At 64.6% G+C, this 26,646-nt stretch carries 27 protein-coding genes; 17 read left to right on the top strand and 10 right to left on the bottom strand.

Annotation, left to right across the window (positions count from 1 at the left end):
- Positions 1 to 576 carry a TetR/AcrR family transcriptional regulator gene (locus ACZI8Q_RS10480; protein WP_463373447.1) on the bottom strand — a complete coding sequence of 192 codons (576 nt, stop codon included), beginning with the start codon at positions 574 to 576 and terminating at the stop codon, positions 1 to 3.
- 140 nt (positions 577 to 716) lie between these two features.
- On the opposite strand from ACZI8Q_RS10480, the gene ACZI8Q_RS10475 reads away from it, so the two are divergent.
- From ACZI8Q_RS10475 to groL, 6 genes are all read left to right on the top strand, one after another.
- On the top strand, positions 717 to 959 hold the full coding sequence (locus ACZI8Q_RS10475; protein ID WP_463373446.1) for a hypothetical protein: 243 nt from the start codon (positions 717 to 719) through the stop codon (positions 957 to 959).
- On the top strand, positions 959 to 1,552 hold the full coding sequence (locus tag ACZI8Q_RS10470) for a flavodoxin family protein (RefSeq protein WP_463373445.1): 594 nt from the start codon (positions 959 to 961) through the stop codon (positions 1,550 to 1,552). Before ACZI8Q_RS10475 ends, ACZI8Q_RS10470 begins: the two co-directional genes overlap by 1 nt.
- A gap of 30 nt (positions 1,553 to 1,582) precedes the next feature.
- On the top strand, positions 1,583 to 1,987 hold the full coding sequence (locus tag ACZI8Q_RS10465; RefSeq protein WP_463373444.1) for a nuclear transport factor 2 family protein: 405 nt from the start codon (positions 1,583 to 1,585) through the stop codon (positions 1,985 to 1,987).
- Between the two features lie 206 nt (positions 1,988 to 2,193).
- Positions 2,194 to 2,994: an HAD-IIA family hydrolase gene (locus tag ACZI8Q_RS10460; RefSeq protein WP_463373443.1), complete on the top strand. Its 801-nt coding sequence runs from the start codon at positions 2,194 to 2,196 to the stop codon at positions 2,992 to 2,994.
- 133 nt (positions 2,995 to 3,127) lie between these two features.
- Positions 3,128 to 3,625: a DUF6764 family protein gene (locus ACZI8Q_RS10455; RefSeq protein ID WP_463373510.1), complete on the top strand. Its 498-nt coding sequence runs from the start codon at positions 3,128 to 3,130 to the stop codon at positions 3,623 to 3,625.
- Positions 3,626 to 3,890: 265 nt separating this feature from the next.
- Complete coding sequence (gene groL / locus ACZI8Q_RS10450; protein ID WP_463373442.1) at positions 3,891 to 5,516, top strand: chaperonin GroEL; 1,626 nt, start codon at positions 3,891 to 3,893, stop codon at positions 5,514 to 5,516.
- A gap of 374 nt (positions 5,517 to 5,890) precedes the next feature.
- Here groL and ACZI8Q_RS10445 read toward each other — a convergent pair whose 3' ends face one another.
- Positions 5,891 to 6,091, bottom strand: a complete 201-nt coding sequence (locus ACZI8Q_RS10445) for a PspC domain-containing protein (protein WP_463373441.1) — start codon at positions 6,089 to 6,091, stop codon at positions 5,891 to 5,893.
- A gap of 652 nt (positions 6,092 to 6,743) precedes the next feature.
- Between ACZI8Q_RS10445 and ACZI8Q_RS10440 the strand changes: the two genes are divergently transcribed.
- A complete protein-coding gene (locus ACZI8Q_RS10440) occupies positions 6,744 to 7,763 on the top strand; it encodes an alpha/beta hydrolase (RefSeq protein WP_463373440.1) in 1,020 nt (339 codons plus the stop codon).
- Positions 7,764 to 7,822: 59 nt separating this feature from the next.
- Positions 7,823 to 8,653 (top strand): alpha/beta hydrolase family protein, encoded by an 831-nt coding sequence (locus tag ACZI8Q_RS10435; RefSeq protein ID WP_463373439.1) that lies wholly within the window; start codon positions 7,823 to 7,825, stop codon positions 8,651 to 8,653.
- Positions 8,654 to 8,688: 35 nt separating this feature from the next.
- Here ACZI8Q_RS10435 and ACZI8Q_RS10430 read toward each other — a convergent pair whose 3' ends face one another.
- Both ACZI8Q_RS10430 and ACZI8Q_RS10425 read right to left on the bottom strand, forming a co-directional pair.
- Positions 8,689 to 10,707, bottom strand: a complete 2,019-nt coding sequence (locus ACZI8Q_RS10430; RefSeq protein WP_463373438.1) for a prolyl oligopeptidase family serine peptidase — start codon at positions 10,705 to 10,707, stop codon at positions 8,689 to 8,691.
- A 10-nt stretch (positions 10,708 to 10,717) separates the two neighbouring features.
- Positions 10,718 to 11,008, bottom strand: coding sequence for a hypothetical protein (locus ACZI8Q_RS10425; RefSeq protein WP_463373437.1), 291 nt, complete (start codon positions 11,006 to 11,008; stop codon positions 10,718 to 10,720).
- Positions 11,009 to 11,091: 83 nt separating this feature from the next.
- Here ACZI8Q_RS10425 and lpdA point away from each other — a divergent pair, with 83 nt between their 5' ends.
- On the top strand, positions 11,092 to 12,492 hold the full coding sequence (gene lpdA / locus ACZI8Q_RS10420) for a dihydrolipoyl dehydrogenase (RefSeq protein ID WP_463373436.1): 1,401 nt from the start codon (positions 11,092 to 11,094) through the stop codon (positions 12,490 to 12,492).
- 82 nt (positions 12,493 to 12,574) lie between these two features.
- Here lpdA and ACZI8Q_RS10415 read toward each other — a convergent pair whose 3' ends face one another.
- From ACZI8Q_RS10415 to ACZI8Q_RS10405, 3 genes are read right to left on the bottom strand one after another with little or no spacing between them, the layout of a single operon-like run.
- Entirely contained in the window at positions 12,575 to 12,910 is a 336-nt protein-coding gene (locus ACZI8Q_RS10415) for a cupin domain-containing protein (protein WP_463373435.1), read from the bottom strand.
- Positions 12,910 to 13,722, bottom strand: coding sequence for a class I SAM-dependent methyltransferase (locus tag ACZI8Q_RS10410; protein WP_463373434.1), 813 nt, complete (start codon positions 13,720 to 13,722; stop codon positions 12,910 to 12,912). The genes ACZI8Q_RS10415 and ACZI8Q_RS10410 overlap by 1 nt, the downstream gene beginning before the upstream one ends.
- Before the next feature lie 30 nt (positions 13,723 to 13,752).
- Positions 13,753 to 14,364 carry an ATP-binding cassette domain-containing protein gene (locus tag ACZI8Q_RS10405; RefSeq protein WP_463373433.1) on the bottom strand — a complete coding sequence of 204 codons (612 nt, stop codon included), beginning with the start codon at positions 14,362 to 14,364 and terminating at the stop codon, positions 13,753 to 13,755.
- A gap of 24 nt (positions 14,365 to 14,388) precedes the next feature.
- On the opposite strand from ACZI8Q_RS10405, the gene ACZI8Q_RS10400 reads away from it, so the two are divergent.
- Positions 14,389 to 15,384 (top strand): ABC transporter substrate-binding protein, encoded by a 996-nt coding sequence (locus ACZI8Q_RS10400; RefSeq protein ID WP_463373432.1) that lies wholly within the window; start codon positions 14,389 to 14,391, stop codon positions 15,382 to 15,384.
- A complete protein-coding gene (locus ACZI8Q_RS10395) occupies positions 15,384 to 16,202 on the top strand; it encodes an ABC transporter permease (RefSeq protein ID WP_463373431.1) in 819 nt (272 codons plus the stop codon). Before ACZI8Q_RS10400 ends, ACZI8Q_RS10395 begins: the two co-directional genes overlap by 1 nt.
- Here ACZI8Q_RS10395 and ACZI8Q_RS10390 read toward each other — a convergent pair.
- Positions 16,165 to 16,953 (bottom strand): hypothetical protein, encoded by a 789-nt coding sequence (locus ACZI8Q_RS10390; RefSeq protein WP_463373430.1) that lies wholly within the window; start codon positions 16,951 to 16,953, stop codon positions 16,165 to 16,167. The two genes, ACZI8Q_RS10395 and ACZI8Q_RS10390, sit on opposite strands and share 38 nt — an antisense overlap.
- Before the next feature lie 92 nt (positions 16,954 to 17,045).
- On the opposite strand from ACZI8Q_RS10390, the gene ACZI8Q_RS10385 reads away from it, so the two are divergent.
- The gene (locus tag ACZI8Q_RS10385; RefSeq protein WP_463373429.1) at positions 17,046 to 17,717 is read left to right on the top strand and encodes a helix-turn-helix transcriptional regulator; all 672 of its coding nucleotides are present in this window, start codon (positions 17,046 to 17,048) and stop codon (positions 17,715 to 17,717) included.
- Positions 17,718 to 17,780: 63 nt separating this feature from the next.
- Here ACZI8Q_RS10385 and ACZI8Q_RS10380 read toward each other — a convergent pair whose 3' ends face one another.
- Positions 17,781 to 18,851 carry a LacI family DNA-binding transcriptional regulator gene (locus ACZI8Q_RS10380; protein ID WP_463373428.1) on the bottom strand — a complete coding sequence of 357 codons (1,071 nt, stop codon included), beginning with the start codon at positions 18,849 to 18,851 and terminating at the stop codon, positions 17,781 to 17,783.
- Positions 18,852 to 19,045: 194 nt separating this feature from the next.
- On the opposite strand from ACZI8Q_RS10380, the gene ACZI8Q_RS10375 reads away from it, so the two are divergent.
- From ACZI8Q_RS10375 to ACZI8Q_RS10360, 4 genes are read left to right on the top strand one after another with little or no spacing between them, the layout of a single operon-like run.
- Positions 19,046 to 20,665, top strand: coding sequence for an HAD-IA family hydrolase (locus tag ACZI8Q_RS10375; protein WP_463373427.1), 1,620 nt, complete (start codon positions 19,046 to 19,048; stop codon positions 20,663 to 20,665).
- A 37-nt stretch (positions 20,666 to 20,702) separates the two neighbouring features.
- Positions 20,703 to 21,653, top strand: coding sequence for a hypothetical protein (locus ACZI8Q_RS10370; protein ID WP_463373426.1), 951 nt, complete (start codon positions 20,703 to 20,705; stop codon positions 21,651 to 21,653).
- Positions 21,650 to 23,398 carry an ABC transporter ATP-binding protein gene (locus ACZI8Q_RS10365; RefSeq protein WP_463373425.1) on the top strand — a complete coding sequence of 583 codons (1,749 nt, stop codon included), beginning with the start codon at positions 21,650 to 21,652 and terminating at the stop codon, positions 23,396 to 23,398. Before ACZI8Q_RS10370 ends, ACZI8Q_RS10365 begins: the two co-directional genes overlap by 4 nt.
- Positions 23,398 to 24,237, top strand: a complete 840-nt coding sequence (locus tag ACZI8Q_RS10360; RefSeq protein ID WP_463373424.1) for an energy-coupling factor transporter transmembrane component T family protein — start codon at positions 23,398 to 23,400, stop codon at positions 24,235 to 24,237. The genes ACZI8Q_RS10365 and ACZI8Q_RS10360 overlap by 1 nt, the downstream gene beginning before the upstream one ends.
- 47 nt (positions 24,238 to 24,284) lie before the next feature.
- On the opposite strand, the gene ACZI8Q_RS10355 is transcribed toward ACZI8Q_RS10360, so the two are convergent.
- Positions 24,285 to 24,836, bottom strand: a complete 552-nt coding sequence (locus tag ACZI8Q_RS10355; RefSeq protein ID WP_463373423.1) for a carboxymuconolactone decarboxylase family protein — start codon at positions 24,834 to 24,836, stop codon at positions 24,285 to 24,287.
- 144 nt (positions 24,837 to 24,980) lie between these two features.
- On the opposite strand from ACZI8Q_RS10355, the gene ACZI8Q_RS10350 reads away from it, so the two are divergent.
- The gene (locus tag ACZI8Q_RS10350; protein WP_463373422.1) at positions 24,981 to 26,639 is read left to right on the top strand and encodes an FAD-binding dehydrogenase; all 1,659 of its coding nucleotides are present in this window, start codon (positions 24,981 to 24,983) and stop codon (positions 26,637 to 26,639) included.
- The last annotated feature ends 7 nt before the right edge of the window (positions 26,640 to 26,646 follow it).

Raw genomic sequence — 26,646 nt, 5'->3', positions numbered from 1 at the left:
CTAACGCGACTTCACTGCTCGTTCGGCGAACGTCGTGAGGAAATCGCGCAGTTCAGCCGCTTCCTTCTCGGTGTGGGCGTCGTCTCCGAGGAAGAGTCGAGTCAGTTGCGGCATCGCGGTCGACCAGGCGCCTATGCCGATCAGGGTGAGGAGCGTGCGTCCAGCGTCCTTCTCGGTCATCCCGGATTGTTCGGCGAACGTCGTCCTCACGCTGGCATACCACTCTCTTCGGTCCGGGTTGCCGGCCACGAGGCCATCTCGGTGGTGCAGTGCTTCGAACATCAGGAGGCGCAGCAACGACGGGTCGGAGTGGTGGTAGTCGAACACTCTGCCGACGTAGTCCGCGACTTCGCCGTCGGCGGGCTGCACAGCGGCGGCCAATCGGGATATCGCGTCCGTCAATACGGCGTCGAACAGGCCTTCCTTGTTGCCGAAGTGCCCGTAGATGCGTTCTTTGTTGCAGCCCGCACTGGCCGCGATGCGGTCGACGCGGGCCCCGGCGATGCCGTATTCGGCGAATTCCGTATGGGCGGCCTCCAATAGGAGTCGCTTCGTTCGCGCGGAGTCCCTTGCCACGGCAGTCCTTCCAGTGCCTCGTAGTAGGTGTTCACTCTATCGTAATCAATCATCCAACCGGTTGGTTGGACAAACGAGAGTCTTCGTGTCAGTATTCCAACCATGCAGTTGGTAATGGCTCGACGAGAAGGGGAATCGTTGTGACCGAGCAGGTTTCAGCGCCGCCTGTGGTGTCCACGCACGTGCGCGCGTTCATCACCTGGGTGGCGGTATATCCGACGATCACCGTCGCGCTGATCGCACTTCAGCCATGGATCGGTGGGCTCGCAGTACCCCTGCAGACGTTCGTTCTGACCGTGCTCGTCGTGCCCCTTGCAGCGTACGGGCTCGTTCCACCGCTGATGCGGATCGCCGTTGCAGCGCAACCGAGAAGGAAGAGTTGATGAGTACCACTCCGAAAATCGTCATCGCATACACCTCGGGACGCGAGCACACGACTGCCTTGGCTCACGCGGTACGGGACGGTGCCACCGATCGTGGCGCCGATGTCACAGTGATCCGCGTCGACGAAATAACCGATGCGGGGTGGTCAGCGCTCGATGACGCCGACGCAATCGTTTTCGGCTCCCCGACCTACATGGGCACGGCGTCCGGCGCATTCCATGCTTTCGCAGAGTCGACGAGCCCGCGGTGGTTGAAGGCGGTCTGGCGCGACAAACTCGGCGCGGGATTCACCAACGCCGCCTGCAAGGCGGGTGACAAGCACTCCACGCTCGCTTACTTCACGACTCTTGCTGCGCAGCACCAAATGAACTGGATCAATCTCGGTCTCCATCCGGGGTGGCACACCAGTACGGAGAGCGAGAACGACCTCAACCGGCTCGGCTACTTCAACGGTGCGGCCGCGACTACGCCGGCCGACCTTCTCGCTGACCAGGTCCACAAGGCAGACATCGCCACAGCCGAGTTCCTCGGTCGGCGAGTCGCCGAACACACCTCGATCGTCCTGGCGGGCCGCATCGCGCTCGGTCTCTGAACCGTCGAGCATTCTCTCGAAAGGAACATCATGACCATTTCCACCAACGACATCGTCGACGCATTCTTCACCCATTTCGGTGCCGGCGACACCGAGGCGCTGCTGAATCTGTTCGCCGACGAGGTCGATTTCCGCGTCAATGGTGCCGCGAACATCCCCTGGGCGGGAATACGATCCAACAAGACGGAGATCGGCGAGTTCTTCGGGGTCTTTCCCGAGGTCCTCACGGCACCGGACGAGTTCGAACTCACGGGTCGGGTAGTCCAGGACTCGGACGCCGCCGTGTTCGCACGCTGCATCTTCGGTGTGAAGGCCACCGGCAAGAAGTTCGAGAACGCGTACGCACTGCACTTCACGATCGCCGACGACAAGATCGTCCGCTACCACATGTACGAAGACAGCCACGCCATCGCGCAGGCCTTCGCCGAAGCCTGAGCCGAAACCGGCTGGATCGTGGGATGCAGCGGTGCTTCGGTGAAGGCTACAAACATCGGCAACCCAACCGATGTCACCCCGGTTCGCCCGAGTCGAACGGGTGTGACATCGGTCGGGTTGGGCTCGGCGGGTTGACCAGTGCGGAAGTCGACCTGATCGTGGCCGAAGAACTGCACCTGCCCGAACTCTCCAGTTAGGCTCGAACGATGGGGCAGGATGCGCGACCCCCGGTGGACGGTGTGTTGTTCGACATCGACGGTGTTCTGGTCACGTCTTGGCAGCCGATCCCCGGGGCTGCTGCTGCGGTCGAGGATGTCCGTCGACGCGGATTGCGTCGTGCGTTCCTGACCAACACCACGTCCCGCACGTGCGAAGGCATTGCTTCCGGATTGCAGGAGGCAGGGTTCGATGTGGGGGCGGACGAGATCGTCACCGCGACCAGGCTCACCGCCGAATATCTGCAGAGCACCTATCCAGGTGAGAGGGTGTGGGTGCTCGGAAGTGACGACGCATCCGCGGACTTCGCCGGAATCGAACTGGACGAGGAGAACCCGCAGGTGATCGTTCTCGGTGGTGCCGGTCCGGAGTTCACCCACCGTGCACTCAGCCGGGTGGTCGAGTTGATGTTCGACGGGATTCCCGCGGTGGCCATGCACCGCGGTGCCATGTGGGCGACGGCCGACGGGCTGCGGATCGACACCGGCAGCTATCTCCCAGGAATCGAAGAAGTCACCGGAGTGCGGATCGCCTCCGTCGGGAAGCCGGCACTCACCGCGTTCCTCACCGCGGCAGAGCTGGCGGGCAGTGAGCCGGACCGGACGGTGATGGTCGGAGACGATCTCGTCGGTGACGTGATCGCCGCGCAGAGGGTCGGACTGACGGGCGTACTCGTGCGAACCGGCAAGTTTCGCGAACAGGTTCTGGCGTTGTCGGCGGACCGTCCGGACCACGTGTGTGACTCCGTCGCGAACCTCCCGGAACTGTTGGACGGACTTGGCGTGACCTAGATCGCACAACGGTCCGCGAGTGCGGGTACTGTCGCGGCGGAATCCATCAGTTTTCTCTGTTCCAGAAGGAGCGTCCATGCCCTCTGTTCTCCCATCCGCTGCGACTTCGTCCTCGTTGTCCCGTTTGCGATCGATGTCCGGATTGGGTCGCCGACTGATGCGTGCGGGTGCCGCCGCCGCAGTGGGTGTCGGTGTTGCGGCAGGCGTTTCGCTCGCAGGCTCGGGTGTCGCATCGGCCGCCCCCGTGCAGTGTGTCTCGCCCCCGGCCGCCAACGACATCCAGGTTTCGGGCACCGCGAGCTGTGGAGCCAAGGCAACCGAAGCCGGGCTGGCCCGCGCCGGAGCCATGGACAGCGGAACGGCAGTGAGTGTCGCCAAGGGTGCCGGGGTCACCACCACCTACGCCACCGGATTCGGTACCTCGCTCGGTGCGACGGAAGGCAACGGACAGGCATACGCGGTGACCGTCGGCGGCGGCATCGCGCGCGCCGGTGCGGGGGCGGGGCAGACCAACATTGCGATCGCCGGGTACGGCTCCGGGGCGACCTCCGATGCCAACGGCGTCGACTGCATGGGTGCGCTCTCCTTCGCCATCAACCTGAACACCGGTCAGAGTTGCTTCATGCGCTGACGCGTCGTGAGTGGTTGACGAGTCTCTGGGCTCGTCGACCACTCACATGGGCGCAGCCCCATCTCCTTGCACTCACCACCTGTGAGTGCTAAAAATGCAGTTGGCACTCTCGAACCGTGAGTGCCAGGTCGGGACGGTGAGGCTGGGATTCATCGACACCCCTGGTCGTCCGTCGCGGGCACCGAGCTCGGCCACAGGCGTTAATGAGGCGGCCCGGCACGCGGTCGCCTTGTGTGTCACCCCCAATCCGGAGGATCACTTCGCAATGGCCAAGATCATCGCGTTCGACGAAGAGGCCCGTCGCGGCCTCGAGCGTGGCCTGAACAGCCTCGCCGACGCAGTCAAGGTGACGTTGGGCCCCAAGGGTCGCAACGTCGTGCTCGAGAAGAAGTGGGGCGCCCCCACGATCACCAACGATGGTGTATCCATCGCCAAGGAGATCGAACTCGAGGACCCCTACGAGAAGATCGGTGCCGAGCTCGTCAAGGAGGTCGCCAAGAAGACGGACGACGTCGCTGGCGACGGCACCACCACAGCTACCGTCCTCGCTCAGGCACTGGTTCGTGAAGGCCTGCGCAACGTCGCAGCCGGCGCCAACCCGCTCGGCCTGAAGCGCGGCATCGAGAAGGCCGTCGAGGCCGTCACTGCCAGCCTGCTCGACACCGCCAAGGAGATCGACACCAAGGAGCAGATCGCTGCTACCGCCGGTATCTCCGCAGGCGACCTGTCCATCGGTGAGCTCATCGCCGAGGCCATGGACAAGGTCGGCAAGGAAGGTGTCATCACGGTCGAAGAGGCCCAGACATTCGGCCTGAGCCTCGAGCTCACCGAAGGTATGCGCTTCGACAAGGGCTACATCTCGGCGTACTTCGCCACCGACGCCGAGCGTCAGGAGACCGTTCTCGAGGACCCGTACATCCTCCTCGTGAGCTCCAAGATCTCCACGGTCAAGGACCTCCTGCCGCTGCTGGAGAAGGTCATCCAGTCCGGCAAGCCGCTGGCCATCATCGCCGAGGACGTCGAGGGTGAGGCGCTGTCGACCCTGGTCGTCAACAAGCTCAAGGGCACCTTCAAGTCGGTTGCCGTCAAGGCTCCCGGCTTCGGTGACCGTCGCAAGGCTCAGCTCGCCGACATCGCCATCCTCACCGGTGGCGAGGTCATCAGCGAAGAGGTCGGCCTCTCCCTGGAGACCGCCGGACTCGAGCTGCTCGGACAGGCACGCAAGATCGTCATCACCAAGGACGAGACCACCATCGTCGAGGGCGCGGGCGATTCCGACTCCATCGCCGGTCGTGTCAGCCAGATCCGTGCCGAGATCGAGAACAGCGATTCCGACTACGACCGCGAGAAGCTACAGGAGCGCCTGGCCAAGCTGGCCGGTGGCGTTGCAGTCATCAAGGCCGGAGCTGCCACCGAGGTGGAGCTCAAGGAACGCAAGCACCGCATCGAAGACGCTGTGCGCAACGCCAAGGCTGCTGTCGAAGAGGGCATCGTCGCCGGTGGTGGCGTGGCCCTGCTGCAGGCAGCGCCCGCTCTCGAGGCTCTGAAGCTCGAGGGTGACGAGTCGACCGGTGCGGCCATCGTTCGCTTCGCACTCGAGGCGCCGCTCAAGCAGATCGCCTTCAACGCCGGCCTCGAGCCCGGCGTGGTTGCCGAGAAGGTCCGCAACCTGCCTGCTGGTCACGGCCTGAACGCTGCGACCAACGAGTACGGCGACCTCCTCGAAGCCGGCATCAACGACCCGGTCAAGGTCACCCGCTCGGCGCTGCAGAACGCAGCCTCGATCGCGGCTCTGTTCCTCACCACCGAGGCCGTCGTCGCCGACAAGCCGGAGAAGGCCGGAGCGCCCATGGGCGACCCGACCGGCGGCATGGGCGGCATGGACTTCTAGTCCGTCCCGCGAGCTCCACAGATCCGAGAAGCCCGGAACACCGCACAGGTGTTCCGGGCTTCTTCGTGTCGAACGACAGTGTCACCATGACGTCGGTCACGAAGCCCGAGCAGTGATCAGGCAGTTCATTCAAATGCCACCTCGAGCTACCTATCGGTCATCTCGGGGCGGCAACGTTTCGACTCGGCACGCAAGGGCATGCCGCACGAAACATTTGGAGGATTTCATGGGTTCCATCAGCACCATCATCAGCCTTGTCGAGCTCTTCCAGCTCGTTGCTCCGCTCCTCGAAACCGCGAGCTGATCCGGCGAGGTCGATGCCCGAGCCGGCGACTCTCGCAGTCGCGGAATCACCGGCTTCCTGGTTCGCCGAGTCACTCGGGCATCAACATCCAGGCCGCAAGATAGACGAGCGCTGCGGTGCCGGCGGTCGCGAAGGTGGCGATCACCATGCCGATGCGGACGAGATTGACGTCGATGCCGAAGTATTCGGCGATTCCGCCACAGACGCCGGAGATCATTCTCTGATCGCGTGAGCGGACGAACGGGCGTGGGTCTTCCTTCTCGAATGTCATGGAAACAGTCTCGCGGCCGGTGCGCGCGACGTCATCGGGGAAACCCCTGATTTCCAGCCCTGATTCACGTCGAGACGGCGCCGACGGCAAGTGGTGAACAGTTGGCGTCGCGCCCGTTCGTCCCCGTTGAATTCTGTAGTAATTCACAGTGTAATACGGGCGATGCAGTCACGTTTTTTCTCATATCACTACATATCGGTCGAATAACAGCAACAATACGGGGGTGTCCCAACCAGGGGTGCAAGTGAATGAGTAGGGGAGAGGGCAGGTTCGTCAGTAGCGCGGTCGGGGACGCCCAATTGCCGAGGCATGGCGATCACTCTTTCCTGTGTGCGGATAACCGCAGTTCGTGGGTGGATGGGTCCTATTCGCACGGTGAACTCGCGCGAGCTATTCGGCGGCGCGTGAACAGTGATATCTCAATCGAACGAAGGAGAAACCATGTCTGAAGCGTTGCTCGGTATCGTCGAGGTCATCGCCGGCATCATCGAATTCATCTCCGGCTCGCTCGAGTCGGACGCGCCGGTGTAGGTCGGCGGCACGAGGGGCAATTTTTGCTCCCCTTTCGATCCGGGGGCCGGTAGCGCATGACACAATGTGTGCTCCGGTCCCCGGGTCGTCCGTTATGTCTGAGATGTCACTAAGGAGCACGATGGTCCACCGCTTTGCTGTCGGGCGATTCGCCGCAGCCTTTGCCGTTCTGCTGATGGTCAGCGGCGCGGGCGTGTCAGCGGTGGCCACCGCCGCGCCCGCCACGAATGCGACGGGGTCGTACCTCGCCGGTACGAACGAGATCGACGATCGGCAGATGTCGATGGAGGTCTACTCGCCGTCGATGGACAAGAACATCCCGCTGCGCGTCATCACGCCCGCAGACACGAGCGCGCCACGGCCGACGCTGTATCTGCTCAACGGTGCCGGCGGGGGTGAAGATGCAGCCACCTGGCAACGCAAGACGGACATCGTCGACTTCTTCGCGGACAAGAACGTCAACGTCGTGACCCCGATGGAGGGCGCGTTCAGCTACTACACCGACTGGCTGAACCCGGACCCCGAACTCGGCGTCAACATGTGGACAACGTTCCTGACCGAGGAACTTCCCCCGGTCGTCGACTCGGCCCTGGGGACGAACGGTGTCAACGCCATTGCAGGAATTTCGATGGCGGGCGGCTCGGTCCTCTCGCTCGCGGAGTGGGCTCCCGATCTGTACGAGGGTGTCGCCGCATACAGCGGTTGCGCACAGACGAGCACCGATCCGGGCCGCACCTACGTGAGAATGGTCGTCGAATCGCGAGGCGGCGGAGACACGGTCAACATGTGGGGCGAAGAGGGTAATCCGGCGTGGACCGCAAACGATCCCACGCTCAACGCGGAGAAGCTACGCGGTATGGACATCTACGTCAGCAGCGGTACAGGATTCCCCGGTCAGTACGACACATTGGACGGCCCCGGCATCGAGGGTGATGTCGAGACGTTTGCGAATCAGATCATCCTCGGTTCGGTCATCGAGGCCGCAACCAATCAGTGCACCCACGTGCTCGCAGGCGAATTGAAGCGACTCGGCATTCCGGCCACCTTCGACTTCCGTCCGGTCGGGACGCACTCCTGGTCGTACTGGGAGGACGATCTCCACAAGTCGTGGCCGATGTTGGCCGGCTCGCTGGGCATCTAGTCCCGCACTTCCGCACGAAGACGTCGAGCATAGCGACTCGGCGGGCATAGGCTGAGCGGGTGGAAACCGTAACCATCCAGATGCCCGACGGGACGGCTACGCCCGTGCGGTTGTTCGTAGGCCCCGATGCGGCTCCTGCTGTGGTCATATTTCCTGGCCTCGGCATTCCCGCCGGCTACTACGAGTTGTTCGCGCAGGCCCTGTGCACGCAAGGATTCAATGTTGCGATCGGCGAACTACGTGGGCAGGGCGACAGCCGCCCTCGGCCCAGTGCATCGAGTGCGTACGGCTATCACGAACTCGTCTCGGTCGATTTCCCAGCGATATTCGAGGTGGTGCGTGAACGATTCCCCGCGTCCACTCCGTACGTCCTGGGGCACAGCATGGGTGGACAACTGGGAATCATGTACGCCGCCCGGGTGCGTGGCCGGCTCGGTGGCCTGATCCTCGTAGCCTCTGGATCGCCGTATTACCGCGGGTTCTCCGGGATGGGTTCGCCCGGCTTGCTGCTCGGTAGTGCGGCCATGTCGATCACCGCGAACATCGCCGGATTCTGGCCGGGAGACAAACTCGACATCGGAGGTTTCGGCCGCCAGTCGAAGGTCCTGATCTCCGACTGGTCCCGGTTCGCCCGCACCGGCCGAATCGAACCGGAAGGCGCGGACATCGACTACGACGAACGGATTTCCCGGTTGAAGCTGCCGGTGTTGTCCATCTCCGTCGAGGGAGACGAGTTGGCGCCCCGGAGTTCAGCCAAGAGGCTGGTGAGCAAGATGCCGCATGCGGACCTGACCATTTGGCACCAGGAACAGCCGTTGGGACACAACGGGTGGATCCGCAATCCGACCGGCACCATCGATCGCGTCACCGAGTGGTTGCACGACCGTTGATGCGGTGTGGTTGCACGACCGTTGATGCGGTGTGATCACAGCCCCAGTTTCTGCGCGAGGAACGTGTAGGTGAGCGCCGATTTGAACGAGGCCTGCTTGTTGTCCGCGGCACCGCCGTGTCCGCCCTCGATGTTCTCGTAGTACCAGACCTCGTGACCTTGTTCTTCCAGCAGAGCGGTCATCTTTCGGGCATGTCCGGGATGAACGCGGTCGTCGCGGGTCGATGTGGTGATCAGGATCGGCGGGTAGGCGCCCTTCGGATCGGTGTTCTGGTACGGCGAGTACTTGCCGAGAAAATCCCAGTCGTCAGGATTGTCGGGGTCGCCGTATTCGGCGACCCAGGATGCACCCGCCAGCAGTAGGTGATACCGCTTCATGTCGAGTAGCGGCACCGCGCAGACGATCGCACCGAACAGTTCCGGGTAGCGGGTGAGCATGACGCCCATCAGGAGTCCGCCGTTGCTGCCGCCGTGGATTCCGAGTTGCTCGGCAGTGGTGATCCCGCGGGCGACGACGTCTTTCGCTACCGCGGCGAAGTCCTCGTATACCTTGTGGCGATTCTCGCGGATCGCCTTTGTGTGCCATTCGGGGCCGTATTCGCCACCGCCGCGGATGTTGGCGAGCACGTACGCGCCGCCGCGTTCGAGCCAGCCGAGGCCGGTGACGGCGCTGTAACCGGGCACCATCGAGTTCTCGAAGCCGCCGTACCCGTACTGCAAGGTGGGGCACGGGCCCTCGACGTCGTCACGCTTGACCACGAAGTAGGGGATCTTCGTGCCGTCATCCGACACCGCAAAGTACTGGGTGGTCGAGATGCTCTCGGCGTCGAAGAACGAGGGGGCTTGCTTGACCGCTTCGAGCGGCGCGCCGACGGTGCCGTGCAGAAGAGTCGCGGGTGTGGTGAAGCCGCTGGAATTGACGAAGAATTCGTCGCCGTTGCGCGAATCGGTGGAGATGATGCCGCTGCTGGTCAGCGGCGGCACACCCGTGAGCGGTGACTGCTGCCAGCCGTCCGCGCCAGGCGTCAGGACGTGCAGGTCGGTCTGGACATCACGCAGTGTCACCAGCAGAAGATGATTCTGCGTCCACGTTGCCTGTTCGAGGGAAGTGTGGGCATCGGGCGTGAACAGGGCAGTGAGTTCACGTTTGCCGTCCAGGAAGTCCCGGTAGTCGGTGACGAGGAGAGACCCGGCGGGATGCACGGTGCCGTCGACGTCCCAGTCCGAGCGCGGCCGGATCGTCAGCCAGTCGTGGTGGACGCCCATTCCGGCATCGTCGGGGACGTCGATCTTCGTGAGCGAACCGTCGGCGTTCAGTTCGAAGCGCTCGCTGTTGTAGAAGTCGGTGCTGCGGCTGACGAAGTGCCGTTCGTAGCCGGGGCTGTCGGAATAGGACGCGCCCGCCGACACGTCGGAGACCTCGCCTTCGAATACCGTCACGGCGTCCTCGAGGGAGGTGCCGCGCGTCCACCGCTTGGCGATCCGCGGGTAGCCGGATTCGGTCATCGAGCCCTCGCCGAAGTCGGTATCGACGTAGACGGTGTCCTCGTCGATCCAACTCATCCCGCTTTTGGCTTCGGGAAGTTCGAATGCGTCCGGTCCGGTAATGAACGTGCGGGTTTCCATGTCGAACTCGCGGACGACCGTTGCGTCGGCGCCGCCACGGGAGAGTTCGAGCAGTGCGCGGGTCTGCGACGGCCGCAGCACTGTGGCACCGGCCCACACCCAGTTCTCGCCCTCTTCCTCGGCGAGGGCGTCGACGTCGAGCAGCACGTCCCATTCGGGATTCTCGGTGCGATACTGCTCGCGGGTGGTGCGCCGCCAGATACCGCGAACATGCTCGGCGTCGCGCCAGAAGTTGTAGAGATGCTCACCGCGAATCCCGGCGTAGGGGATGCGGGCATCGGTGTCGAGAACCCCGAGAATCCGATCTTCCAGGGCGGCGAACTCCGTGCCTTCCGTGTACTCGCCGACGGTGCGGGCATTGCGTTCGCGCACCCAGTCGAGCGATGCGTCGGCGGTCACGTCTTCGAGCCAGAGGAAGGGGTCGGTCATGGGGCCATTCTTACAGGCCGCGCAAACTCGTTCGGCGGGCAAACTCGTTCGAGGCAAACCAGGCGATCGCACCGACGAGCGGGACGATCCACACGAACAGTGCCCACATCAGCTTCCTGGGGATCGTCTCCGACGATTCGGCAATCGCGAGAGTGATGCCCATCAACACGGACAGCCACAGGATGAGGCCGACAACTGCGAGTCCGGCCAGGAGGAGGAACTGTCCGAATCCGGGCATGCAGTCCATGTCGCTCTTCGCGCAGTCACTGAGGCCGGCTTCGGCGAGTGGAACCCAGTCCATGAATTGAGGGTACCGAGCGGCTACCGATGAGTAGGACGACCAGCTCGAGACAACGATTCCAGACGGGACTACCCTCGATAATCGTGACCTCACACTATGACGTCGTTGTCCTCGGAGCCGGTCCCGGCGGGTACGTCGCTGCTATCCGCGCGGCACAGCTGGGATTGAGCACCGCCATCATCGAGCAGAAGTATTGGGGTGGTGTGTGCCTGAACGTCGGCTGCATCCCCTCCAAGGCACTTCTCCGCAATGCCGAGCTTGCGCATCTCTTCACCAAAGAGGCCAAGCTGTTCGGTATCTCGGGTGAAGCGTCCTTCGACTTCGGCGCAGCCTACGACCGCAGCCGCAAGGTCGCGGACGGGCGCGTCAAAGGCATTCACTTCTTGATGAAGAAGAACAAGATCCCCGAGTACGACGGCAAGGGGACGTTCACCGACGCCAACACCATCGAGGTGGAGCTCAGTAAGGGCGGCACGGAGACGGTCACGTTCGACAACGCGATCATCGCGACCGGCAGCACCACCAAGCTGCTCCCGGGCACGGAGTTGAGCAAGAACGTCGTCACCTACGAAGAGCAGATCATGACTCGGGACCTGCCCGGTTCGATCCTCATCGTCGGCGCCGGTGCCATCGGCATGGAGTTCGGCTACGTCCTGAAGAACTACGGGGTCGATGTCACCATCGTCGAGTTCCTCGATCGCGCGCTTCCGAACGAAGATGCCGATGTCTCGAAGGAAATCGCGAAGCAGTACAAGAAGCTCGGCGTGAAGATCATGACCGGTGCCGCCGTACAGACGATCGACGACGACGGCTCGAAGGTGACCGTCGCGATCAAGAACAACAAGTCGGGTGAGACCGAGACGGTCACCGTCGACAAGGTCATGCAGTCGGTCGGTTTCGCGCCCCGCGTCGAGGGCTACGGCCTCGAGAACACCGGTGTCGAGCTCACCCGCGGCGCCATCGGTATCACCGACACGATGCAGACCAACGTGCCCCACATCTACGCGATCGGTGACGTGACGGCGAAGCTTCAGCTGGCCCACGTGGCCGAGGCGCAGGCCGTCGTCGCCGCCGAGACCATCGGTGGCGCGGAGACTTTGCCGATCGACGACTACCGGATGATGCCGCGGGCGACGTTCTGCCAGCCGCAGGTCGCGAGCTTCGGTCTGACCGAGCAGCAGGCCAAGGACGACGGGCACGACATCAAGGTCGCGACGTTCCCGTTCGCAGCCAACGGCAAAGCACACGGGCTCGGCGACTCCACCGGATTCGTCAAGCTGATCGCGGACACCAAGTACGGTGAGCTGCTCGGTGGGCACCTCATCGGACCGGACGTGTCCGAGCTGCTGCCCGAGCTGACTCTCGCGCAGAAGTGGGACCTCACGGTCAACGAGCTGGCCCGTAACGTCCACACGCATCCCACGCTCAGTGAAGCGTTGCAGGAGGCAATTCACGGACTCGCGGGGCACATGATCAACTTCTGAATCCTCCGCTCGGGACGATCCCCGCTCGGATGTACCGGCTCAGCCCGTGACGACAAGACCGTCGTCACGGGCTGAGGCCGTTTCAGCGCAGGAGTGTCAACATCACGACGGAGTCTGCGTTGGCGACGAGTTTGTGCACGATGCCGGTGTCGACGTGCACGGCGGTACCGGGCACGAGGGAGACGGTTCGCTCGGCCGTGCTGAACGAGACGTCACCGCTGGTGGTTTGCACCAGGATCGGCGCCGGTGCGCGGTGGTCCTTCATGACCTGCCCTGCAGTGAAGCCGATCCGGATCACGGTGGCGCCTGCGCCCGACGCGAGCTTGTCGAGTCGTGGTGCGTCGCCGTCCCGCGCGTACAGGTGTGCGAGCCCCTCGATCACCGTCATCTCGCCGACGGATGTTTCTGCTGCACTCATCAGGCGACCTTCTTCGTCGCGATGATCTCGATCGCGACGAGGTGCTTCTTGTACTTCGTGAACGTCGAACGCATCTGCAGCACTCGTGCTCGTGCATCGGAGTCCCGGATGACGTTGCCGACGAACTTCACTGTGCCGAGCAGGCCTTCGTCGGCGAGAATGCGCTGGGGTTCGAGCAGCGCCATCGGCGCGAATCCCACGGTCTCCACCTCGAAGCCGGCGTCGACGAACAGTTGTCGCCATTCTGCGGCTGTGAGTGGGCGTGCGTTTACCTTGATGGACCGGGCCAGTGACTTGCGGATGTCGGTCTTGACGGCGTCGTCGACGTCGTCGGGATCGATGGCGAGTTCGTGGATGGCGTAGCGGCCGCCGGGCCTCAGTACGCGGAAGGCTTCCTGCAGTATTTCGGCTTTGTGTTTGTCGGTCTGCATGGTGAGCATGGCTTCACCCACGACGACATCCGCGGTCGCGGCGTCGAGTCCGGTCTTCGAGGCCTCACCGCTCACGACCTCGCCCACGCCGTTGATGACCTTGCGGGTCAATTCTGCTGCACTCGCGTCGGATTCGACGCCCACGTAGCTCTTCGGTACGTACTCGAGAATGTTCTGCGCGGTCCGGCCGAGACCGGGTGCGAACTCGACTACGTCGACACCGTTCAGTTTCGCGTCCGAGAGCATCCGCTCGGTCAGTTCCTTACCACCGGGCCGGAGGACGCGCTTGCCGAGACGTGCGAGCAGCCAGTGTCCGGGAAGGTGGGCTGCATCTCGGTCGGCCAATGGCAATGCATCGCCGGTGTCGTGCTTCTCGTTCATGAGCGTGCCCTCTTTCGCTGTGCATCCTATTTAAAGGAATAATGTACGGTAAATTCCCATGGTAGTGAATACGTCGGTGACCTCGTGTGCGGTCATGATCACACCGGCACCCTCGGCGGCCGCCCGGCCCAGCGCGACACCGACCGTTTTCGCGGAGGCCGAATCCAGGTGGGCGAACGGCTCATCGGCAAACACCACCGACGGCCGCGCGAACAGTGCGCGCGCGAGCGCCGCGCGCCGCTGCATCCCACCCGACAAGCGGAAGGGTTGCTGGTGCGCGACATCGGTCAGCCCGACCTCGTCGAGCGCGCGATCGACGTCCGGGTTCGATGCCGACGACCACACCCCCCGGCCCGCGGCACCGAGTTGGACGTTCCTGCCCACCGATATCCACGGGAGTAGCCGCGCTTCCTGGAAGAGCATGCCCTGCCGCTCGATGCGGCGAGTGACAGTGCCCGACGAAGGCTCGAGCAACCCCGCGCCGGCGTGCAGCACTGTGGTTTTACCCAGCCCGGATTCGCCCAGTATCACCAAGATCTCGCCTGCGTCCAGCCGGAGCGAGACATCCTGCACGATCGCCCTGTCACCGCGATACAGGCTCACCCTGTCGAACTCGATCAAAGGATCTCCGTGAATCGTCATCTTCTCCCCTCGAGGGTCAGTCCAATGGTCGTGGCATTGTCGGTAGCGGCCGCTCTTCTCACCGCGTGTAGCACAGCCGAGGACACGACGGCCTGCGGCACCGGCGCCGCCGGCACCGACGCCCGGTCGGGCCTGCCGGAGTCGCTGAACGTCGGTGTCGCCAACAACGTGGCCATGGCGGCGCCGCTGACCGATGTGGCCTCGCTCGGCGTCGAGACCACGGCTACGAGCACCGCAAGTACTCCGGAAGAGTTGCGCACCAACTTCATTGCCGGCCGTTACGACCTCGCGGCCATGCCGATCAACATTGCCGCGAACCTGTGTGCGCAGGGCATCGACCTCGTCCTCGTCGGCACGGTGAGCGGCAACATCGTGTACTTGATGGGGCCGGACGGCACCACGCTCGACGATCTGCGTGGGCAGACCGTGCACATCCCGTTCGAGAACGACATCATCGATCTGGTCACCCGGCAGATACTCGACAATGCCGGAATGACCTATCAGGGCGACGACGCGGACGTCACGCTCGAGTACCACCCCACCCCACTCGACATCGCGACCGGCCTCACCTCCGGATCGATGCGCTACGCGATCCTTCCGGAACACCTCGCGACGGTCGTCGCGGGAGCGGCCGACGGCATCGTCAAGGCCCAGAGCGTGCAGGACGTCTGGACGCATCGGACCGAGGCGTCGACACTTCCGTTCGCAGGGTTCGTGCTGCGTGGCGAAATCGCGCGCCAGTACCCCGATCTCGTCGAGGCATTGCAGGCGAACCTGCTCGGTTCCGTCATCGACGTCGTGTCCGACCCGCAGCGAGGTGCGAGCGAGATCGCCGATGTGGTGCCTATTCCCACCGAGGTTGTCGGTCGGGTCCTGCCAGGTCTGCGCCCGACGTACCTTCCCGCTGCCGAGGGGCGCGCCGACACCGAAGTGCTCTACGAATCGCTCATGAACACGGTGCCCGAATCGATCGGCGGCGAACTGCCTGCCGCCGGCTTCTATGCGGGTGGCCGAGGGTAGTGAACGGATCGCCGCTGCGGGGTCGGTCGCCACGGTACGTCCTCGGCGCCGTCGTGTTCGTACTCGCCTTATTGGGCGCCTGGCACTGGTTGGCATCGGGTCAATCCCCGGCCGTGATGCCCAGCCCGGCACAGACGTTCGCGGCCCTGTGGGAGATCCTGGTCGACGGTTCGCTCGCGACCGAGCTGGCGGTCACGCTCGGGCGCGCGGGCACCGCGACGATGCTCGCGCTCGGTGTCGGAATCCTGTTCGGGTGGGCGGCCACGGTCTCTGCGTTCGTCGACGGGGTGCTTGCACCCTTGCGCGCGATCTTGCAGGGTCTGCCGCCGATCGTGTTGATCGTGTGCCTCGTGCTGTGGATGGGTAGCGACCCGTCCATCACGATCATCGTGTGTGCGACCGTGATGGTGCCGATCATCGCCGCGGCCACGACGTCGGCTCTGCAGTCGATCGATCCGCATCTGATAGAGCTCGGCACCGGCCTGCAGTTGAGCCGCACGCGTCGGTTGGCGTTCATCGTCGCACCGTCGATACTTCCACCGATCGTGGCGGCGACGGGAGCTGTCGCGTGCGGTTCGGTGCGAGTCGCGGTGATGGCCGAGTTGTTGTCGGCGCCGGACGGTGTGGGTGCGGCCATCGCACAGACACGGACTCTGTTGCAGACACCGAAGCTGTTCGCCTGGACGCTCGCGATCATCACGTGCGCGCTGCTTGTGGACCTGGCTATTCGCGTCGTGGTCAAGAGGTGGACCTCCCTGTTCGCACCGAGCGACCGTGCCGCTACCGCACGTACCCGGAAGGACATGCGAATCCGTTGAACGACGCCACATCGCACACACTGCGTGCCGACAGCTTCCATGCTCCGTCGGTGAAGACGAAGGTCAGACGCAGCGGCGTCTCCGGTCCGGGTGCGCCAGCGAAGGTCACCTGCAGGCGACCCGATGCGCTCGTTCCGTCGAAGTCGATCGGATCGACGACGCGAGGCCGGACGACCTGCAGCATGGCCCCTGCGCGGGCGCCGATCTGTTCGAGGACCGCCCCGGCCTCCTGGCCGCGTTCGACGTGCGACTGGCGGAACGAAAGGGAACGGGACGGATCGACCGCCGCGTGCAAGGTGCTGGTCAGCTGCGCCGCGCTCGGCGCCGGGACGGATGGCGCCGACGCAGCGGGGGCCGGCGCGGTGGGTGCCGGAGCCTCCACAGGGGCGCCCGGGCCTGCTGGGGCAGGTGCCTGTGCGGCCGGCGGGGTCCCGCCGGTGGGGGCAGGGGCCTCGGGTTCGATGCCCTCCGGCGCCGCGCCCTCCTCTGCGGGAGGTACCGGTTCCGGGGCGGGAAGTGCTGCCGCGCCGCGGTCGGCGGCGAGGGACTGTAGCGCGGCGAGAATTGCCGCATCCGATGGCGCGGCGGACGCGACCTGGCGGTCCTGTCCGCGCACGTCGATGGCAATGACGACCGCCGCCACGGCGACGACGACGGAGGCGAGCGCGGTTAGAGTGAGAGCAAGGGTGACCACAGTTCCGGGTCCAGTGCGGCCCGGTCGTAACGTGGTCGGTGTATCGGTCGTCTCCATGACGACGACTATAGAGGAGTTTTCTCCTTTTAATAAGGTGACCCTCGCCTAAGGGTCTCACAGCGCGACAGGGGAGTGTGTTGACACGTCGGGTGAAGCAACGGGAACGGATCCGCACATTGCTGCGCGAATCCGCTGGCCCCCTCGACGCACACAGCCTCGCCGAGGCCCTCGACCTGCACGTCACCACGGTCCGATTTCACCTCACCGGGCTGATGGACGAAGGGCTCGTCAGAACCCAGGCGCTCGCCGCCGAGAAGGTGGGTCGCCCGCGACTGGGATACATCGCGGTCAAAGAGCCCTCCTACGCGGACCTCGTCGCACTCTTCGCATCACGCATCGGCGGCAACACCGCCGAACGCGAACTCCGTGCATTCGAGGTCGGTGCCGAGTGGGTGGGCATGCTCACCCTCGCTCCCACATCCACGACGGATGCAGGGGCACTCGTCATCGACGCCCTCGAACAGTTGGGCTTCGAAACGAAATCGGCCACGAACGCATTCGGCACTCATAGCATCACACTGTGCACGTGCCCACTGGCCGCGATCGCCCGCAGCAACCCTGAAGTGGTTCGGGGCATTCAGCGCGGCCTCATTCAACGGGTTCTCGACGACCACGCCGCAGCCCTCGGGGCCGATTATGCGGTCGACGTATTGCCCGACCTCGAAGCCGGGAATTGTCTCGTCGAACTCGTCCTCAATCCGTCGCGGCACCGGGGGGAGGCAGTCACAGCCCGCGTCGACGCCGGCATCACCACAGGCTGATCCGGCTCCCCGACCGATTTCACGTGTGTCGAGGTTCCTGCTTCAGACGAGGGGTCTCGTGAATCATCCGGAGTCAACGGAAGATGCCTCCGGTTCACCGGCGTCCCGGCCCACCGACTCCGACGAAGTGCGCGGCTTCAGTTGCGGTGTCATGATCTCGACACGCTGATGAGTGCGTCCGGACAACCGCTCCCGAAGGAGTGCGACGGCCAGTCGGCCCATTCGATTGCGTGGTTGGTCGATGCTCGTGAGGGTCGGCCGCATCACCGACGCGATGGCGGAGTTGTTGTAGCCGACAAGCGCGAGGTCGCCGGGAACACGGAGTCCGGCATCGATGGCGGCGCCGAGAATGCCGATCGCCGTCTCGTCTGTGGACACGAACAGTGCGGTGGGGCGATGTGATCGCGGCTCGTTCAGCACGGCGTCCACGACGCGCCGGGCGAAGGCCGGATCGAGGCGAACCGACCCGGTCGCCGTCCAGCGGTAGGGGAACCCGAGGTCGGTCATGGTGTCCTCGTATGCGCATCCTCGAGCGCGGACGGCGGCACGAGTCGACGTCGCGACGAACCCGATGCGGCGATGGCCGGCCCGAGCGAGATGCTCGACGGCGAGGCGGCCCCCGAGTTCGTCGTCGTTACGGACGACGTCGACGAGGTCTCCGGCATCGCCAGGCCGCCCCACCACGATCACCGGTCGCTTTCGCGCAGCGGAATCCAGTTGTGCACGCCGAACGCGGGAGGACACCACGATCAGTCCGTCGACACCCAGCCGGAGCATCCGATCCACACCACGTTCGAGCTGCCCGGAATCCCGGCGACCGTGCGCAAGAAGCACTCCGTACCCCGATTCGGCCACTTCGTCCTCCACGCCGGTGACGACGTCGATGTTGTAGGCGCTGGAGACGTCCGTGGCCACGACCCCGATCAACTGGGTGCGTCCACTGACGAGTGAGCGTGCCCAGGTGTTGGAGATGTATCCGAGGTCGTCGGCAACCCGCAGGATCCGGTCGCGGGACGTCTCGCTGACCCCCGGCTTCCCGGACAGGGCCAGCGACACCAGCGATTTCGACACCCCCGCTGCACGGGCGATGTCGACGATGGTCGGGCGGAGGGAACCGGTGTCGGGTGGCGGCACGTCTTCTCTTCTACCACGGTTCGGTGTCCGTTCCGGATCTGCGGCAAGCACCTCGACCGAGCCGTGACTGGAACGTTCCCGATCTTCACATCTGGAACGTTCCAGTCGTTCATCTGTGCGCCACCTCCAGGTCAGAACCAATCCTTACCGTCAGCCGCATCGACACACCCGATCGCCGGAAGGCCCCTGCATTCATGACCCCGATTCTCCCTGCAGCACCTGCTGACACGGCCCCGAAGCCGTCGGCGCTGCTGCACGCGCCGCACGCTCTGCTCCTCGACTTCGGTGGCGTCGTCTTCGAGACCTCGAAGCGTCCCGGAGGCAAACAGGAACTGGCGTGCCTGTACGGGGGCCTACTGGAGCGAGCGGGCTTCGAGATTCCCCACGAGCGGCTACTCGCGTCCGTCGAAGCCGGTTTGACCGCGCTGAAGCACTGGAAAAATGCCTCGAGTCGCCGATTGGAACCCAACGAACTGACTCACCGGCAGGTGATCACCGACTTCATGGTCTCCGACCTGCCGGAAGGACCCCGCGAGTTCCTGGCTTCCCGCGCCCACGAACTGGTCCGGGCGCAGAACCGAATGATCTCGGACCACCACCTACGCCCGGGTGTACCGGAACTTCTGTCCCGGTGCCGACGGCAGGGGATACAGGTGGGCATCGTCTCCAACGCCCATTCGGGTGCCTCACACCGGGAGATCCTGGCCGAACACCGCCTGGCCGATGCGTTCGGTGTGCAGATCTACTCCGACGAGGTCGGTATCCGCAAGCCGCACCCGGACATGCTGACACTCGCCGCGGACGCCCTGGGTGTGGATACAGGTGAGTGCTGGTATGTCGGCGACACACAGGATCGCGACGTCGTGGCGGGGCGCCGCGCCGGAGCCGGAGCCGTCGTCGTCACCCGATGCCATCACACCGACTTCCCGCCGTTCGCCGTACACGACCGGGCCGACGCTGTGCTGGACACACCCGCACAACTGCTGGAGATCCTCGACAATTCCGGTCCCCGAACCGCACGCTCGGGGACCGGGCGTCCACAGCGTGTGACGGCAAATTCGGGCGCTGCGTTGCTGATCGACCACGGCGGCGTGATCTCCCGCGCCGAACCCGACCCCGAAGCACTTGCCGGGTTCATCCACAGGTTGGCCTCCCTCATCGGTCCCGATGTGGGAGAGGAATCCTCCGCCGACGTCGCCGAGCAGATCCTGCGGCGGGCACTCGCGGCGAACCGACGTCGGAAGGCGGACCAGACCGGGTACACGGAGATCGACCCCGTGACGTTCTGGGCCCGGTTCGGCGGTGCGGGGCAGTCGGCACGAACCATTGCACTGCTGCGTTCGGAAGCGTCGGAACTCATGGCGGCGTGGGGATCGGCCAAGTCCCGTCGCACGATGCGCCGCGGCGTCGACGAACTCCTCGAATGGTGTGTCGCGCACCAGCACCGGGTGGTGGTGGTCTCCAATACCGTCTCCGGCGACTCGGTGCGGGCGCAGCTGGACCGTCACGGTCTGACCGACCTGGTGACCGCGGTGGTCGCCTCCGACGAATTCGGCACACGCAAACCCGACCCCGGCATCATCCGGGCCGGACTCGCGATCGCCCGCGCTGACCCCGCGCGCACCTGGTTCCTCGGCGACAAACCGGTCAACGACGCCGCCGGCGCGGCCGCGTGCGGCATCGCGCATCGCGTACTCGTGCGCGGCGGTAGCAGCGACGAACACGCACTGCAACACGCCCTCACCGAGGGGGTGGCCACCGCCGTCGTCACCGAACCGGGTGACGCACTGTCTCTGATCACCGCCCATTCCTGACCGCCATTTCCAGTACCTCGACCAGACAGGAGCAGTCATGTTCACCGACTACCAGCGTGCCGGAACCGTGCGCGGGCCCAGCGGCGTCGGCCGATTCGAGCTGAACCCACCGCAGAAACTCATGATCTTCGTGCTGTCGATGGCCATGTTCGGACTGTCGAACATCCTCCTCGAGATCATCCCCGACGTGACGATCGGCCCCGTGGACTTCTCGGTGGCCTACTTCGTGTTCATCCCTCTGACCCTGGCGGCGCTGCTCAGCCCGTTCTGGGTCGCCCTGGGCGCCCCGCTCGGTGAGATCGTCTTCACCGATCTGCTCATGGGCGACTTCTCCGGGCTGAGCGAGGTCGAGGGATACCTTCAGATGTTCCTGGCGATCTTCATCGCCGGGTCGGTGATCCGCAACCCCAACAACCGGATCCAGATCGCCACGGGAGCGATCCTGCTGGTTTTCATCGACAAACTACTCTCCGCGGTGGTGGACCTCAGCAAGGTCTGGATCGGTGTGGAAGACGCCGAGTTCGTCGAGGGACTACCCGAATCCATGCTGCTTCTCGAAGGAATCGGGTTCGGCACCGACCTGATCATCTCCGGGATCCTGTTCGGGGCGATACCCGCGATGTGGCTCGTCCCGGCCCTGCACGGGCGTATCGAACCGTTGATGGGCCTGCGCCCGCGAGTGCCGGGCGAGCCCTTCCCCGGCCAGGCGCCCCGCTCCGGCCTGTTCGTCGGTGCCGCGATACTCATGTCGATCGCGTCGTTCTTCTTCGCCTTCCTCGAGGCGTGGGATGTGGGCATCGGCTCGTTCGAACCCGACTTCGTCGACCAGTACGGGGTCGGCTTTCTGTGGATCTCGGTGGCGGCACTACTGATTGTCCTCACCCTGGCCATCGTGTTCTTCCGCGCCGCGCAGAAGAAAGCCGCGCACAGCGACGACCACGCCTCCACCACGTCCGGTGGCATCACGGATCCCGGGGCCCGCCCGTGACCGTCGACCCCGTCATCCGTCTCCAGGACGTCTCCTTCCGCTATCCGGGCACCACACAGGACACCTTGCGGAACGTGAACCTGAGCATCGCGGCCGGAGACTTCGTGAGCATCGTCGGTGGCAACGGCTCGGCCAAGACCACCCTGTGCAAGACCTTCAACGGTCTCGTTCCCCACTACTGGTCCGGCGAATTCGCCGGAACGGCCGAGGTCTGCGGAATCGACACCTACACCGCGACCGTCGCCGAATTGTCCAGCCGTGTGGGATACGTCTACCAGGACTTCACGAACCAGCTGGTGCGGCCCACCGTGCGCGACGAGATCTCTTTCGCACCGATCAATTTCGGGCTCGCCGACCACGCCGAACGCACCGCCGAAGCAATGGAGATGCTCCGCGTCACCGAGCTGGCCGACCGGTACGTCTGGCAACTCTCGGGCGGTCAGGCACATCTGACCGCGTTGGCGTCGGTGCTGGCCATGCGCCCGGAGATCATCGTCGTGGACGAACCGGTGGCCGAAGTGGACCCTGCTCGAGCCCTGGAGATCTACCAGCGCCTCGAAGTCCTCAACGAGCAGTACGGCATCACCGTCGTCACCATCGAGCATCACGCCGAGTTCATCGCGCGCTTCGCCCGCTCGGTGATTCTGATGGACCAGGGCAGCCCGGTGTGGCACCTTCCGACTCAGGAGGCCGTCAATCGCTCTGCCGAACTCGCCGAGCACGGAATCCCCGCACCCCAGGTCGTTCAGGCTGCTCAGTCGCTCGGGCACCTCCATGCACCGCGCACGGTCGCCGCCGCAGCGGAACTTCTCGGGCCCGCACCCCACGCCGGCGTGCCTCACCCACCGACACCTGCCCGGCCGGCACCCGAGCCCACCGCGCAGCCCGAGACCACCGCGCAGCCCGACATCGTCGCCCGCACCGACCGGGTTCGGCACAGCTACCGAACCGTGACCGCCGGGCTCCAGACGGTGCTCGACGGAATCGATCTCACCACCAGGCGCAGCGACCGCATCGCCCTCGTCGGCGGCAACGGCTCCGGCAAGACCACCCTGCTGAAGCTGCTGGCCGGGGTCATGGTTCCCCGCGAAGGCACGGTCACGGTCGACGGAATCGATACCCGCACCCGCTCGGCGTCCCGGCTCGCCGACCATGTCGCCTACCTGTGGCAGCACCCCCAGCAGATGTTCCTGCGGGAATCCATCCGCTCCGACATCGCGCTCTTCCCCCGGGGACGCGGCGCCGCGGACTGGGCCGAACTCGTCGACCGGACACTGGACAAAGTCCGTCTCACCGACTTCGCCGACCGCGACGGCCGCACGCTGTCGGGAGGTCAGCAGCGCCGCGCCACCCTGGCCATCGGTCTGGCCATGCGCCCGACGCTACTGCTCCTGGACGAGCCCACCGCGTCCCTCGACATCGCCAGCCGCGACGCGGTGATCGCCATGCTCGACGAACTCTCCGACACGATCGCCGCCTCCGTCGTCGCCACCCACGACATGACCCTGGTCGCCGAATGGGCCAACCGTGTCGTCGTGCTGAGCCACGGCACCGTCGCCGCCGACCTGTCACCTCGAGAACTGTTCGACCGACCCGATCTGCTCACCGACGCCAACCTCGTCCCTCCGCAGATCACCGAGCTGGGACGGGCGGTCGGGATGGCGCCCGCACCCCTGAGCGTCGCGGAGTTCACCGCCCGATTCGCCGCGCCGGCCGGTGCCCTCGTCAACCAAGGAGCCCACTGATGGCACGGAAGCAACGTGACGTCCTCAGCGTGGAGTGGGTCAAACTCGAACTCATCCGCGCCGCCTACGCCACCCGCGGTGGACTCTTTTCCTCCATGGACCCCCGCGCGGTGCTGGGCTGGTATCTGATTCTCGCGATCGCACCCTGGTTCACCCACAACCTCACCGTCCTGGCGATCTTCTTCGTCATGGGCGCGGCCGCTGTCGTCCTCGCCCGAGTCGGGCCGCTTCTCCTGAGCCTGTTCGTGTTCGGGCTGCTCATGGAAACGGTCTACATCGTCTTGGCCGCCCTCATGTTCGGAGGGAACTTCGACACCGTCCTCGCTCTGACCGAGTTCACCCTCAAACTCGGCGCGATCTCCATGGCCTCCATGGCCGCGTTCGTCTCCCTGGACCCCGAGAAGCTCTCCGACGCACTACTGTCGCTGAAAGCCCCACCCCTGCTGGCCTTCGCCGTCAGCTACGGATACCGCATGCTCCCGATCCTCGTCGAGGAGTTCAACACCGTCTTCGACAATTATCGCCTGCGCTCCGCGCCTCCGCGCAACGCCGGCCCGCTGCGTGTCCGGCACCTCACCCACTGGGTGAAGATGGTCGTGTTGTCCTTCTACCCGATTTTTCTCAACACGGCGCAATCCGTGCGCACCACCGTCGAAGCACTCGAAACCCGCGGCTTCACCTACGCGACGATCGATCGGCGAGGCCGCGACATCCGCCTCGCCTACCTGAAGATCACCCCGCGTGATCTCACCGTCATCGTGGTCACCCTCGCCCTCACCGCCGCGGCCTTCTGGGCCGGAAGCACCTGGCCTCTGTACCGGCACGACCTTCTTTCGTGACCGGTCTCGAACACAGGAAGACGGGCGTGCCGACCGGCCCGGGCCCGTCAGAAGTCTCGGTCGAGTCGCAGAGCACCGATGGTCGTGGCCAACCCGTCGTACTGGGTGATCAGGAGAACGATCTCGATCATGCGGCGGTCGTCGTAGTGGGCGGCGAGGGCGCCCCACGCTGCGTCGGTGAGGTCTTTCGTCGTGACCAGTTCGTCCACTGCGGTCAGGAGTGCGCGATGTTTGTCGCTCCAATGCGGAGCGTCGGGGCCTTCGAGAATTCGGTCCAGGACTTCGGCTGTGATGCCGGCGCGCCGACCCAGCCGTTCGTGGTGGTCCATCTCGTACTGGCATTCGCGCAGGTGAGCCACGCGAATGATCACCAGTTCCGCCTCGTACCGGGAGAGTCTCCCACCGGGCATGAGCTTGCCCGAGTAGTGCAACCATCCTCGGAACAGTCCGCCGGTGCGGCCGAGTGTGCTGAAGAGATGAGCGTCGCGTGCTCCCGATGCCTTCGACAACACGCGCCATACGACCCAGTTGACCGGGCCGAGTTCCTTCAATCGTCCGGGCGGTATTCGGGGTGCCTGCGATGGTGTTCGAGATGTCACGGTGCCTCCTGCGTCCAGTACCCATAATCGCGGTACGTGCGCGAGCATACGTAACGTGGGTCACGCCCCGAGTCGCATCGCCGTATAGATTCGTTCGGGGCGTGCACTTCACGCCATGGACCGCGATCACGCCAGGAGTCGGGAATGTCAGCGAACGCAGATGTCATCGTCGTCGGAGCCGGGTTGGCCGGTTTGGTGGCCACCCACGAGTTGGCGAAAGCCGGCAAGCGTGTGCTTGTCGTCGATCAGGAGAACGAGGCCAACCTCGGAGGGCAGGCATTCTGGTCACTCGGCGGGCTGTTCCTCGTGGATTCGCCGGAGCAGCGACGCATGGGCATCAAGGATTCGCACGAACTCGCAATTCAGGACTGGATGGGCTCGGCCGGATTCGACCGTGAGCGTGACGATCATTGGGGAAGGCAGTGGGCGCAGGCGTACGTCGAGTTCGCGGCAGGTGAGAAGCGTTCGTACCTTTCCGAACTCGGTCTGAAGTTGATGCCGAACGTGGGCTGGGCAGAACGTGGTTCCGGTCTGGCCAACGGTCACGGCAACTCTGTGCCCCGTTTCCATATCGCCTGGGGGACAGGCCCCGAGGTGGTGCGGGTGTTCCGGGAACCGGTACTGCGTGCCGTAGCCGATGGTCTCGTGACGTTCGCGTACCGGCATCAGGTGGACGAGCTGATCGTGGAAGACGGTGCAGCAGTGGGTGTTCGCGGGACGGTCCTCGAACCGTCGACCGAGGAGCGTGGAGTTGCCTCGTCACGCACCGCCATCGGTGAGTTCGATCTCCGCGCCCGGGCGGTAGTCGTCACGTCGGGCGGAATCGGTGCGAATCAGGAACTCGTGCGGAAGAACTGGCCTGTCGAACGAATGGGGCCCATGCCCGAAAACATGATCTGCGGCGTGCCCGCGCATGTCGACGGACGCATGCTCGGCATCACCGAGAATGCCGGCGGCAACATCGTCAACCGGGACCGCATGTGGCACTACACCGAGGGCATCAAGAACTGGGATCCGATCTGGCCGAACCACGGCATCCGCATCATCCCAGGCCCGTCGTCGTTGTGGCTCGATGCCACCGGCCGTCGGATGCCGGTGCCTGCGTTCCCCGGATTCGATTCCCTCGGAACACTCGAACACATTGCACGGTCGGGTCACGACTACACGTGGTTCATTCTGACCCAGGCCATCATCGAGAAGGAATTCGCGCTCTCTGGCTCGGAACAGAACCCGGACATGACCGGAAAAGACTTCAAACTGCTACTGCAGCGGGTGAAGAAGGGCGCGACCGGCCCCGTCGAAGCATTCAAGGACAACGGCGAGGACTTCGTGGTGCGCGACAACCTGCGCGACCTCGTGGACGGCATGAACGCCATCGCGCCCGGCCCGCAACTGGACTACGAGCAGGTGGAGAAGGAAGTGGCTGCGCGTGATCGTGAACTCGACAACGCGTACACCAAGGACATGCAGATCATGTCGATTCGCAATGCGCAGAATTTCCTGCCGGACAAAGTGACCCGAGTCGGGAAGCTGCACAAGCTGCAAGACCCGAAATTCGGCCCGATGATTGCCGTGCGTCTGAATTTGTTGACCCGCAAGACGTTGGGCGGTCTCGAGACCAACCTCGATTCACAGGTGATGCGTCCCGACGGCAGTACATTCGACGGTTTGTATGCGGCCGGCGAGGTCGCCGGATTCGGCGGCGGTGGCGTCCACGGCTACAACGCGCTGGAAGGCACCTTCCTCGGTGGGTGCATCTTCTCGGGACGAGCAGCGGGACGGGCACTCGGGCGTTCGCTGTAGCACCCGT

The organism is Rhodococcus quanlei, assembly GCF_055231015.1.
Note: the sequence above shows the minus strand (reverse complement) of the source record. Positions and strands in the feature narration are given on the sequence as shown.